Origin of the sequence: Streptomyces sp. NRRL B-24572 (assembly GCF_002156145.1) — a bacterium.
GTDB lineage: Bacteria > Actinomycetota > Actinomycetes > Streptomycetales > Streptomycetaceae > Streptomyces > Streptomyces vietnamensis.
Genome location: NZ_MWIG01000113.1, coordinates 1 through 9,868, shown reverse-complemented (window position 1 = coordinate 9,868; position 9,868 = coordinate 1). Strand labels below are relative to the sequence as shown.

9 protein-coding genes are annotated in these 9,868 nt (G+C 70.2%); 8 read left to right on the top strand and 1 reads right to left on the bottom strand.

Features of this window, described 5'->3' with window-relative positions; translation table 11 throughout:
• From CCN56_RS07115 to CCN56_RS07085, 7 genes are all read left to right on the top strand, one after another.
• Nucleotides 1-1,622 (top strand): glycoside hydrolase family 15 protein (locus tag CCN56_RS07115; protein ID WP_086824667.1); only part of this gene is annotated, 1,622 nt, incomplete at its 5' end.
• Nucleotides 1,623-1,911: 289 nt separating this feature from the next.
• Complete coding sequence (locus CCN56_RS07110) at nt 1,912-2,784, top strand: GNAT family N-acetyltransferase (protein WP_086824665.1); 873 nt, start codon at nt 1,912-1,914, stop codon at nt 2,782-2,784.
• Between the two features lie 45 nt (nt 2,785-2,829).
• Complete coding sequence (locus tag CCN56_RS07105) at nt 2,830-4,347, top strand: hypothetical protein (RefSeq protein WP_086824663.1); 1,518 nt, start codon at nt 2,830-2,832, stop codon at nt 4,345-4,347.
• A complete protein-coding gene (locus tag CCN56_RS07100; protein ID WP_086824661.1) occupies nt 4,340-4,804 on the top strand; it encodes a hypothetical protein in 465 nt (154 codons plus the stop codon). Before CCN56_RS07105 ends, CCN56_RS07100 begins: the two co-directional genes overlap by 8 nt.
• Complete coding sequence (locus tag CCN56_RS07095; RefSeq protein ID WP_086824659.1) at nt 4,801-5,583, top strand: methyltransferase domain-containing protein; 783 nt, start codon at nt 4,801-4,803, stop codon at nt 5,581-5,583. The genes CCN56_RS07100 and CCN56_RS07095 overlap by 4 nt, the downstream gene beginning before the upstream one ends.
• Entirely contained in the window at nt 5,580-7,508 is a 1,929-nt protein-coding gene (locus tag CCN56_RS07090) for a phosphoribosyltransferase (protein WP_086824657.1), read from the top strand. Before CCN56_RS07095 ends, CCN56_RS07090 begins: the two co-directional genes overlap by 4 nt.
• Complete coding sequence (locus CCN56_RS07085) at nt 7,502-8,209, top strand: HAD family hydrolase (protein ID WP_179199724.1); 708 nt, start codon at nt 7,502-7,504, stop codon at nt 8,207-8,209. Before CCN56_RS07090 ends, CCN56_RS07085 begins: the two co-directional genes overlap by 7 nt.
• A 224-nt stretch (nt 8,210-8,433) precedes the next feature.
• Here CCN56_RS07085 and CCN56_RS07080 read toward each other — a convergent pair whose 3' ends face one another.
• Nucleotides 8,434-8,988 carry a flavoprotein gene (locus CCN56_RS07080; protein ID WP_086824653.1) on the bottom strand — a complete coding sequence of 185 codons (555 nt, stop codon included), beginning with the start codon at nt 8,986-8,988 and terminating at the stop codon, nt 8,434-8,436.
• Nucleotides 8,989-9,108: 120 nt separating this feature from the next.
• Between CCN56_RS07080 and CCN56_RS07075 the strand changes: the two genes are divergently transcribed.
• Nucleotides 9,109-9,868: helix-turn-helix domain-containing protein (locus CCN56_RS07075; RefSeq protein WP_143664447.1), on the top strand; the 760-nt coding region annotated here is incomplete at its 3' end.

The following is a 9,868-nucleotide window of genomic DNA, read 5'->3' as shown; positions in this document are numbered from 1 at the left end:
TGCCGGAGGGAGTGATCCTGGAATCCACCTGGATCACTCCCTCCGGCACCATCCAGCTTCTCGACTTCATGCCCTTCACCGAAAAGGACGACGTGACGCAACTGGTCCGGATCGTCAAGGGCGTCAGCGGCCGGGTCCCGATGCGGTCCGTCCTTCGGGCCCGCCCCGGTTACGGCCGGGCTGTTCCGCGGCTCGACATCGCCGGCCGCCAGGCGAGCGTCGGTCTGGGCGACGGCCGCCTCTGGCTCGACACCGACGCCCCCACCCGCGCGTCCGGCGGCGACCTGATCTCCGAGTTCAGCGTCGCAAAGGACGAACAACTGGCCTTCGCGCTCGCGTGGCAGCCCGGGGGTGACGAGCCGCCCCCGCTTCCCGCGCCGGGAGGGCTGCTGAAGCAGACCGAGGACTTCTGGGCGGGCTGGACGGCCAAGTCCACGTACTCCGGACCCCACTGGGAGGCGGTCGAGCGCTCTCTCATCACGTTGAAAACCCTCCAGTACGGACCGACCGGCGGATTCGTGGCTGCTCCGACCACCTCGCTGCCCGAGGAAATCGGCGGCGAGCGCAACTGGGACTACCGCTACTGCTGGCCTCGTGACTCCGCCATGACGATCGAAGCCCTTCTCAGCTGCGGCTACGTGGAGGAGGCCCGGGCCTGGATCGGCTGGCTGCGAACAGCTATCGGCGGCCGGCCCGAGAACCTGCAGGCCATTTACCGGGTCGATGGCAGCCGAGAGATGACCGAGGCCGAGCTCGGCTGGCTGCCTGGCTTCGAGAACTCCGCCCCGGTCCGCATCGGGAACGGAGCCGCGAAGCAGCTACAGCTCGATGTATACGGCGAGATCGTCGGCGCCCTGTACGCGGCCCAGGAGCACGATCCGGAGCTGGCTCCTGTCGTAGCCCCGATCATCACGGACCTCGTCGCGTGCCTGGAGATGCTCTGGGAGCAGCCGGACGAGGGAATCTGGGAGGTCCGTGGTCCGCGCCGGCACTTCGTGCACTCCAAGGTGATGGCCTGGTGCGCGGTCGACCGTGCTGTCAGGCTCATCGAGGGTGGCCGTGCCGACGGGCCACTGCAGAGGTGGCGTGAGCTGCGCAACGCGATCCACCAGCAGGTGTGCGAGCGAGGATACGACGAGGAACGCAACACCTTTACGCAGTCGTACGGCTCGACGGAGCTGGACGTCTCGCTGTTACAGATCGTGACGACCGGGTTCCTGCCGCCGGACGACAAGCGGGTCATCGGCATGGTCGAGGCGATCCAGCAGGAGCTGTCCACGACGGGCGGGTTCCTGCTGCGCTACCGCACCGGGGGCGAGGTGCCGGGCGTCGACGGCCTCGCCGGCGACGAGGGCACCTTCCTCATCGGCTCGGGGTGGTTGATCGTGGCGCTCTGCACCATCGGCCGCGTCGACGAAGCCGAGATCCTCCTGGAGAGCTTGCTCCGGATCCGCAGCGACCTCGGCCTGCTCGCCGAGGAGTGGGACGTCCAGCACCAGCGCCAGCTGGGCAACTTCCCGCAGGGGTTCTCCCACATCGCTGTCATCCAGGCGATCCGGGCCGTCGCAACCGCCCGCGCCTCTCAGGGGCGCCGGATCGCTGCAGGGGTGATCGGGCGGTGAGTGCTTCGTTTTCGTTACCGGCGGGTGGGCTGAGGCAGACCCGGGGGCGACACCGGGCTTCACAGGGCCGAACCTCCGGCCTCGTCCTGATCGGGGCGAACCTGATCGGTCTGACGCTGGTCGGCTGCATGGTCGCTGATGAGTCCAACGACTCCCGCGACTTTGGAGCAGCGGTGACGATCCCGGACATGGCTTCTGCCGAAGAGCAGCCGTCGAAGACGGCCAACGCCACGGCAGCATCCGACCTCACGGCCCGCCCGGTTGGCCTCGCAGGACCCGGGGAGGCGGCATGAGCACCGATTCCATCGACATCGCCGTACATGCGGGCGCCCTGTCGGACGGGCTGTGTGAGCAGCTCGCGGTCGTTGGACAGCGGGGCATCACGGGGTTCAGCGACGACCGCCCGGTCAGTGCCTCGCTGGTGCGGTCGAGACTGACGAACGCTCTGACCGGCGCGCCTCCGGTACTCGTGCTCGCCAGGGCCGACGAGGAGCTGGTCGGATGGTGCGCGGTCCGGCACCCCGAACCCCACGAGGTTCGCGCCCGTTTGTGGGGGCCGGTCGTCGATCCGCGCGTACGCCGGTCCGGTCTGGGTTCGCAGCTGCTGCGAGAGGTCACCGGACTGGTCGTGTGGCCGCTGGTGACCACGGATGTGCCGGTGGACCGGCCGGGCGCCGCCGAGTTCTTCGCAGGAGCGGAGTGGTGTGTGCTGCACGAGGTGACCGTCCTGCGCGGTGTCCCGCTCACGGGGAGTACGGCGATCGCCGGCAACGGCGTCGGGTTCGACGATCTGGATGGGTACGTTGCTGCGGCGGCGCGCCAGTTCGGTGGGCATCCGGACGGGTTCGCTGAGGCGACGCTCCGGCGATGGCAGGACGACGCGCGGTTCAAGCCCGAGCACCTGTTGCTCGACCCGCAGACCGGATCGCTGCTGCTGGCCCTCGCCCAGCACAACGAAGCCAGCAGCGAGCTGCTCCTGGCGGAGCTGTGGGCGGCACCCAGCGCACGTCGGCCGCTGATCCGGGCGGCGCACACGGTGGCGGCCCGCCAGGGCCTGGAGGTCGTGCGCGCGGTGACACGGGACGATCCGACGCCGTTCGTCGCCTGCGGCATGACCGTCCTGGGCCGCTGCCTGATCTTCACACCGCCCGGCGACCGCTAAGCCCGGCACTTCACCATCGGTCCCATCTGAATTGAGAGGAAATCCATGTCCCTTCTTCTGGAGTCGCCCGTGGTCCACTCGGTCGACTTCGTCGGCCGCAAGGCCGAGGCCCAGCAGCTGACCGACACGCTCGTCGAGCGCCTGCGTGCCGCTCCCTTCGTGCGCGAGATGCTTTTCGACGACGAGCAGGGATCGTGGGTGTGCGCGCTCGCCGACGGCGGACGGGGGCGTCTGGCGCTGGCCGCGCCGGCCGATCCCGCCGCGGTCGCGGACCGGACCCACCGGATCGTGGCGAGCTTCGAGAAGGGCAACCTCCGCGATCGGACGTTCTTCTTCCAGACCGTCACACATCTGCCGTTCACCGACTCGGAGATGGCCGCCGTCACCTCGGAACTGCCCTTGACGAGCACGCTGCCGGAGCGCTGGCCGAACAAGCCGCTCGCCGACGTCGGGCTGGTACTGACCATCCACCACATGCGTGACTTCCTCGTCCTGGTCAACAGCCTGGTCGAGCTCGGCGTCGATCCGGCGCACATGACGGTGATCGACAAGGAGTACCAGTACGCCAACTCCCGCCGTGTCGACGCCCACCTCGTGCAGCGTCTCGGGATCACGGTGTGGCGCTACCGGGACCTGCGTGCGGGGCTGGAGGACCATGTGTCGCGGGTGACCGCGGCGGGCAAGCGCAGCATCGTCATGGACGACGGAGGATACGTCCTGCCGATGGTGCTGAAGGAACTTCCCAAGAGTGCCGGGCATTTCATCGGTCTCGTGGAGCAGACCACCTCCGGCATCCGGAAGCTGGCCGGGTTCGACCTCCCGCTCCCGCTGTTCAGCGTGGCCGAGAGCGACATGAAGGGCATGATCGAGTCCTACGGCATCGCCGACGCCGCGGTCCGAAACACCCTGCGGCTGCTGCCGGACGAGAAGTTCGAGGGTCAGGCCGCACTCGTGCTCGGCTTCGGCCGGATCGGCCGCGAGGTGGCCCGCGTCCTGGACAGCCGGCGGATGCGGGTGGCGGTGTTCGACGCCGACATCACCCGCCTGGTCGCCGCACACGAGGAAGGCTTCCTCACCGGCCGGTCGCTGACCGAGCTGGTGGACTCCCACCAACCGCGGCTGGTCATCGGCTGCGTCGGCAGCCGCAGCTTCGGTCTGGAGCAGGCCAGGCTCCTACCTCCTCGTTCGTTCCTGGTCAGCACCACGAGCCGGAACTACGAGTTCGCGCTGGACGAGCTGCGCGAGGGCAGCAAGGCGGTGCGGGACCGGGGCGTGCTGGGCACCGGCTACCTGTTCCCCGAGGGGTCGGAGATCGTCGTCGTGGGTCACGGCATGCCCATCAACTTCCACTTCGCCGAGAGCCTGTCAAACAGGTACGTGGACTTGGTGATGGCCGGGCTCGCCGTCGGCGCGGTCGCGGTGGCCCAGGGAGACGAGCGGCTGCAGCCTGGACACAACCTCGCCGCCACCAACGAGATCCTGGCCGAGTCCGGGATCGTCGATGCCTATTACCAGCTCTACGGCCCCGCCATCACCACGGCGACGGGGAGCGGGCATGGGTGAGCGGATCTTCGCCCTCAACGATCTGACCGGCACCGACTCGGTCTGCCCCTGCCTGTCGTGCCACCTGGGGACCGTATTCGCCGAGCACTTGACCGACCTGCGCACCGGGTATCCCGGGCGGGTCACGCCGCTGGGACACCGGGGTGCCGGGCCGGGAAAGACCGCGGTGCCGCATCTGGTCGCCCTGCGCCTGGGCGAAGGGCTGCTCGACGTCGTGGTGTGGGAGGAGATGAGTCCCGCCCAGCTCGCCGCGTGGCTCCCGTACGCCGAGACCCGCGCGCGCGTGCCGCAGCTGGCCCAGCGGATACCGAGCCTCGTCCGCATCCGGCAGGCCCTACGCGCCGGCACGTTCGCCCCCGCGGGTGAGGCCGGCGCCGCGCTGGCGGGCGACCGTTACCCCTCATTCCGCTTTTTCGTCGAGCACTGGCCCCAGATCAAGAAGGAGTTCTCCGCATGAACACCGAATCCAGCGACTTCGGCACCGTCGGCACCGACTACGCCGCCTACTCCGAGGGCGGGCGCGGCAGGCTGCGGCACGAGATCGTGGCGCGCCGCGTCCTTGAGGAGCTCGGCGACAAGCCCGCCCGCGTCCTGGACGTCGGCTGCGGCGACGGCGAGATGGTGCTGCGCCTGGCCGCGGCAGGGCATCACGTCACCGGGGCCGAGGTCTCCTCCGACATGCTCAAGCGCGCCGAGGAGAAGCTGGCCGCGGCCGGCCTGGCCGAGGACGTGAGGCTCGTCGAGGCCGACATCTACGACCTGCCCTTCGACGGCGAGGTCTTCGACGCGGTGTGCTGCCACGGCGTCGTGATGTACCTGCCCGACTCCGCCGAGCCCATCGCCAATCTCGCCCGGCTCGTCGCCCCCGGCGGCATCCTCAGCGTTCTCACCAAGAACACCCTCGCTGTCGGAGTGCGCGAAGCCCTGCGCGGCCAGTACGACACGGCCCTGGCCCAGATCGAGATCACCCAGGCAGCGAGCATGGGCAACCTTGGCATCATCACGCGTGGCGACGCCCCCTACCGTCTGAACCAGCTCGCCAGCGACAACGGCCTGGTCCCGCTGCCTTGGCAGGGCGTGCGGATCTTCCACGACCACCTCGGCAATGACTGGCGACCGGAGGAGGACGTTTTCCAGAAGGCGCTGGCCACGGAGTGGGCCGCCTCCATCCGGAGCCCCTACCGGGAGCTCGGCCGTCTCGTGCACGCCGTCGCCCGCCGCGAGGCCACCGCATGACCACGGTCCCTGTCAGGCCGCTGACCGTCGGCGCCCTCGCTCGCGACCTCGTCGCGAGCGAGGGCCAGGCGGTCAGCGCCCTGCGCTGCTACGAGACGCTCGCCGCACTCTGGGGCCGGGCCGAAGACCGTCGCCTGCCGACGGCCGAGCGGCTGCGGGCCTCCACCCTGCGCGCCGCCGGGCGGCTCATCCGCGGCGAGATGCAGGTGGCCGCCCCAGACGCAGATCTCGTGCCATGTGAGCTGACCAGCGACGAGTCGATCGTGCGCCTCCCGGCGTCCCTGGCCATCCAGGGCGTGGAGTGGCCCGACATCGTCCAGCTCTCCGAGCGGTGGCTGTCAGCCCGGTCGAGCGGGTGGCCGGTCGCGGTGGTGGGCGTGCGGACGGGCGGGGCCTATCTCGCTCCTCTCGTCGCCGCCCGCCTCGCCCGCGAAGGGCTCGACGTCCACCTCGCCTCCGTACGACCGGGCGAGCGAATCACGCCTGGCCAGCGCAGGGTCCTGCTGGTGGACGACCCGCCGCTGACCGGCCGGACCCTGGTGTCCCTCGCGCAGCGCCTGGCCGAGCCCGGCAACGCCGACGTCCTTGTTCCGGTCTTCCGTGACGACGACGTCCAACCGCTGCGGGACGCCGGCATCTCGGTCACCGTCCTGCCGCGCTCCCGCTGGGCCTCCACCCGCCGCCTCGCCTCGGGCGCCCTCGACACTTACCTGGTCAAGGAGGCCACGTGGCTCGGCCGCGCCGAAGCGCCGGTGAGCGTGGTGGGCTTCCGGCCGGGGAGGGAGAACTCAGCACTGGCCGCATGGCCGGGCTTGCGGCGCCGCTCCCCCGCCCGGGCCGCCTTCACCCTGTCGACCCGGCACGGCCGGCAACCGGTGGTGGCGTCCTGGGTTCCGCCCGGCATCTTCGGTGACGCGGCCCGCGCGACGGCCACCGCGTTGTCGAGCGCTCTGACGCCGGCCACCGTGGGTGTCGCACCAGCCATGGTGATCAGCGAAGACCTGAGCACGTCCGTCCAGCTGCCCCCGCGTGGGGACTTCTGGCTCGACGACGCAGTCGGCTACGCCCTGGACCGCTCCGTCCAGCTCCCCGTTGCGATGAGCCTGCGCGCTCCCGCTCCCATCCCGGCGGCCTTGAAGACGGTCGCCACCGCGCTCACTAGCGGCAACCCAGGGATGGTCCTGCCCCGGCTGCACCGCTGGGTGATGTCGATGGGGTCCTCGGTGCCGGACGGCCGGTGCGAGGCAGAGAAGTGGCTCATCGACGCCGAAGGCGGCCTGCGCAAAACCGGCCACCTCACCCACGCCTACCGCCGCGACAACGAACTGCTCACCCCGCTCGTCGACCTGGCCGCCCTCATCGTCGCGTTCGGCACCGACCTGAAGACGGTGGCCGCCGCCGTCGACCAGCGCCTTCCCGACGATGATTCCTGCCTGCCGGCGCTCGCGACGGCCATGCTCTGCTACGGCGTCGCCCGGGGTGAACAACTGCCCCGCACCTACAACCCGGAGCGAGCAGCAGCCACGGCGAGAGAGGCGCACCGTCTCCAGCGGGCCATGATCGACGCCGCGCTCGTCCTGCAGGAAGCACTGCACATTCCGGTGAGCTCACGGACGCCGGTGCTTCGCAGGTGGCGGCACCAGCCCGCGGCTCTACTCCAGCCCATGCTGCCCTTCCGAGGCCGTCCGGCACCCAAGGCTCCGCGGATCGATACCCGGAACGTCGAGGAAGCGGTCACCCGGTGGGCCGAGGGCCGGTTCGAGCCGGTACAGGCCGGCAGCACCCTGCTGCTGGCGCCGCTCGGCCCCGCCTCGACCTGGCAGCACGCGACCGCCGAGCTCGGTGACCTCGCTGCCCGGCTCCCCCACCCCCACCTGCTCGCCTGGTGCGGCGTGCCCCTCGTCCAGCTGGAGGAAACGTGCTGATCTTCGACTTCGACGGCGTCCTGCACGACTCCCGCGAACGGGCCTGGCGCGCTTACCAGACCGCCCGCAGCGAGATGGAGTTGTGGGATCTGCCCGACCTGGCCGGTCCGGACGAGCTGCCCCAGATCTATCAGGGCGTGCTCAGCCAGTCGCTGACCCGCTGGATCCCGTACGAGGCGGCTGAGCTGTTCTGGCAGCGGCATGCCGGGCTCACCGACCTCACTGCCGACGAAGACGGGCATGGCGTCATGCCTGACCTCGTCGGCGTCCTCGGTGATCTTGCGGGCCGCGCCGGGTACGGCATCGTGACCGGCAGCCACGGCACCACGGTCGAACGCCTGCTGCGACGGAATCTCGACGAGGACGCGATGCCGCGGGTGCTGCTCTCGCGGGACGAGGCCGGTAGCAAGGCGCTCAAACTCCAGCTGATGCACCGGCAATACGGTGCGACCGCCTATATCGGCGACACCGGTAGCGACATCCGTCACGCCCACGCCGCCGACCTGGAGGCCGTCGCCGTCAGCTACGGATACGCCGACGTCGACGACCTCACCGCCGCCGGCCCTGACCTCGTCCTCCACACAGCGGCCGAGCTCGCCTCATGGTGCCGCGTCTGGCATCGTGGCGGCCATCGGAACGGTCTTCGGCGTCATGACCCAGATGAACCAGGCCCTCGCCCGGCAATAGGCGGCAGGGCGTAACGCCCGGGTCGCACCATCTGGACGGAGCGACCCCGCGCTGGGGCCTTCAAGCTCACGGCCGATTCCCAGCCTCAAGCCCCCTGATCCGTTCCAGGGCCTCGTCTTCACGGGGAGCAAAAGGAGGGCCTGGGTGAGGTGGGGGCGGACCCGGCCGTTCTGCGTCCCGCGGGTCGCAGTGACAGGGCCTTGCCCGTGCACTCCGTTCCGGCACGGCGGGAAGGAATCTAGGCGATGGAGGTCGAGCCGAGGACGTCGGCGACGGCGTCCAGGGCGGCCCGCCACGGGTACGTGGCGGGGTTGCCCTGGCCCGGCTCGTTCGGGATGAAGCCGCCTTCGCCATACAGCACCCGGACCCCGGCTCCCTGGAGAGTGTCGATCGAGCGCTCGAACTGGGGGTGTGCGATGTACGCCTGGTTCACGCACGGCATCATGGCCATGGGGATGCCCTTGCCGATGCCCTCGGCGACCACGCCGACGAGCCACTTGTCTGTGATCCCGAGCGCCCACTGGTTGATCGTGTTGAAGGTCGCCGGCGCGACGATCACGGCGTCCGGCCTCGGCCATACGTCCGGCTGTCCGGGGAGGCGATAGTCCCAGCGGATGGGGTGGCCGGTGAGGGCGGCGAGGCCGTCGAGGGAGTCGGCGAGCCAGCGGGCGGCCGTCGGGGTGAGACCGAGGCATACGTCCCAGCCGTCGGCCTGTGCCTCCTCGATGACGCGTGCGACGTCGAAGACGGGCGGGGCTGCGCTGCTGAACAGGTACAGGGTCGGAGTGGTCATGAGGGTATCCGATCACAGCCAGGCGGCCACCAACTCGGCGGAGTCCCTTGTGAATCAACCTGTGGCGGCAGAGAGCAGCGCGTAGCGTTCTTGGAGACGGGTCAGAGACGGGAGTCCGGTATGCCGACGCGGGACGGGGACCACACCGGTACGCGGATCAAGGAGCAGCGGAGGCTGGCGGGGCTGACGCAGCGGGAGCTGTCCGACCGGATTCCGTACTCGTACAGCTGGCTCACCCAGGTCGAGTGCGGAGCCCGGCCGGCGTCCTCGGACTTCGTCGCGGCCGTCGCGCGAGCGCTGCGGATCGATGTCACGGTGCTGACGGGTCAGCCGTACGTGACGCAGATGCAGGAGGACCGGCTCGCGGAGCTGATCCGGCCGATCCGTGAGTCCCTCGACCTGTACGACCTCGGCGACGATCCCCAGGTCACCACGCGCACGGCCGAGGAGCTCGTCACCGCCACCGAGGAATTGTGTGCCCATGTCCGTGCCACCCACCTGCACGCGGCGGCGGCAGCCCTTCCAGACGTCATCACGGAGCTGACCGCCCTGTGCTGGCGCTCGCCGACGACGGAGCTGTGGCGGGCCCTCGGTTCCGCCTACCGCACCGCGCACGACGTCACGGTGAAGCTGGGGTACTTCGATCTTGCCAGCGTCGCCCTCGACCGGCTCGGCTGGGCCGCGGAGCGGGCCTCGGATCCCTGCCTGGCGGCCATGCGGCAGTACTTCCGGGGACTGGTCTACTTCCGCGAAGGGGAGTACGGCATCGGCCTGCGCCTGGTCGGCTCCGGCCACAGGCTGCTCGGCCCGGGCGACTCGACCCGCGAAGCCCTCACCGTCGCCGGCCAGCTTCACCTCGGCGGCTCCGTGCTTGCCGCGC